General features: G+C 40.0%; 4 protein-coding genes and 1 pseudogene. All 5 read right to left on the minus strand.

Annotation, left to right across the window (positions count from 1 at the left end; all coding sequences use genetic code 11):
- A partial coding sequence (locus COZ07_RS06495) for a gas vesicle protein (RefSeq protein ID WP_406607761.1) occupies nt 1-219 on the minus strand: 219 nt, incomplete at its 3' end.
- Between the two features lie 87 nt (nt 220-306).
- Entirely contained in the window at nt 307-567 is a 261-nt protein-coding gene (gene gvpO / locus COZ07_RS06500) for a gas vesicle protein GvpO (RefSeq protein ID WP_406607758.1), read from the minus strand.
- Nucleotides 568-627: 60 nt separating this feature from the next.
- Nucleotides 628-852, minus strand: a complete 225-nt coding sequence (locus tag COZ07_RS06505; RefSeq protein ID WP_406607759.1) for a double zinc ribbon domain-containing protein — start codon at nt 850-852, stop codon at nt 628-630.
- Between the two features lie 18 nt (nt 853-870).
- A complete protein-coding gene (locus COZ07_RS06510; RefSeq protein WP_406607760.1) occupies nt 871-1242 on the minus strand; it encodes a gas vesicle protein GvpG in 372 nt (123 codons plus the stop codon).
- Nucleotides 1235-1491 (minus strand): annotated as a pseudogene (locus COZ07_RS06515) (hypothetical protein); the annotation flags it as partial. The pseudogene COZ07_RS06515 and the gene COZ07_RS06510, both read right to left, overlap by 8 nt.

A 1491-nucleotide genomic window follows, 5' to 3' on the forward strand; every position in this document is an offset into this window, starting at 1 on the left:
GGCGGCAGTCTCATAATTGGTACCAGATGGAAACTCCAAACCATACTTGGCAGCAGTCTCAAACGAAGCCAATGCTGCCCGAACCTTGATACCCAGTAGTTCAACACCAGCGACAGAAACAGTAATGTCGGCATTGATTACTAAACCCTTATCCAGAATTCGGTCTATGACATCAACTAAACCGCTGCTATCACCATCATAATCTCTCTTCGCCTGCATAGCCATCTTTATTCCTCCTTCTGTTTGTATACTTTAGTTCTTTGAAAATTCCTTAAAGATACAAACCTTCCATTACTTTAATTTTGATTATTCTTTTACTGTCTCCATACGCGTACGCATTGACTTTCGCTCAAAACCCAAAAGATTCCCTTCATCATCTAAAAGGGCTTCATAGATAGCCAGAATATCCATCTGGTCAGGAATGGACTTTTTTTCCAGCATCTCAACAGAGATATGCCATCCTTTTTCATCCTTAATAGCCCCTACAGTAGAAGAGGCTTTAAGTCTAGTCAACTTGCTTAATTCTTCCCTTGCCTTTTCAATTAAAGTTCCTACATCCTTTGCCATTTTCACACCTCCTCGATAGGTATTTCTTATTCCTAATTGAACTACAACCTCTGATGATACTTATCCTCTTGCTAAAGACTTTCCGGCAAGGGTTCGTGTGGCTCGTGTTACACCAACCTTCTCTGCTTTTGTGCCACAATTGGGGCAGAATTTGATGTTCTCCCAATACTTCCAGGTTGTGCCGCACTTCGGGCACCCCAAGGATAAAGGTTCACCACAATTTGGACAATAATCGGTACTTCCTGTAGTAATCCCACACTTGGGACATTTAAATACTTCACCCATTTTTAATGCCTCCTTTCTTTATTTTGCTTTTTTATTATGTTCCTTAACTGTTTCTAATTCAGCAATAAGTTTCTCGACTCTCTTTTTATATTCATCTTCATTTAGCATACCTGACTCGTAAAACATCTTTAGATTAAAAAGTTCTTCTTTTAGATCTACCTTACCGGCTATCTCGGCTAAGGCTCTGTCCCTAATTTCTCCAGCAAGAACGGTGAATGCCTCTAACGGATAAACTAACACTTTCGCTAAATCGTCCAGATTTAATAGCTCATATTCTCTAGGCTTTTTACCCGGGGGTATCTTGGGAGCAGCCTTCTTTCCTCTTTTTTTCGGATACATTATAGACGGTAAGAAAGGCGGTAATCCTTTTTTAGATCGCTTTTTAGCCATTTTGCCTCCCTTTTGAAAACATAATTTCAGCAAGTTCATTTAAGCTTTCTTTACCCCTGACCCCATGCATAAATAAGGGTATATAGATAACACCATTATTCACCCCATTAGAAGTCCGTCGCGCCAAAGGTGCGACAGTCGCCTCTGGTGACTTACTTCTATCCGGATTCACTTTGGATTCGATAGATTGAATATATTTTTGTTGCTCTTGCCTTTTAGCAGTGCAGAAATTACAATCAGATAACGGAA

Source organism: Candidatus Infernicultor aquiphilus, assembly GCF_002784285.1.
Classification (GTDB): domain Bacteria; phylum Atribacterota; class Phoenicimicrobiia; order Phoenicimicrobiales; family Phoenicimicrobiaceae; genus Infernicultor; species Infernicultor aquiphilus.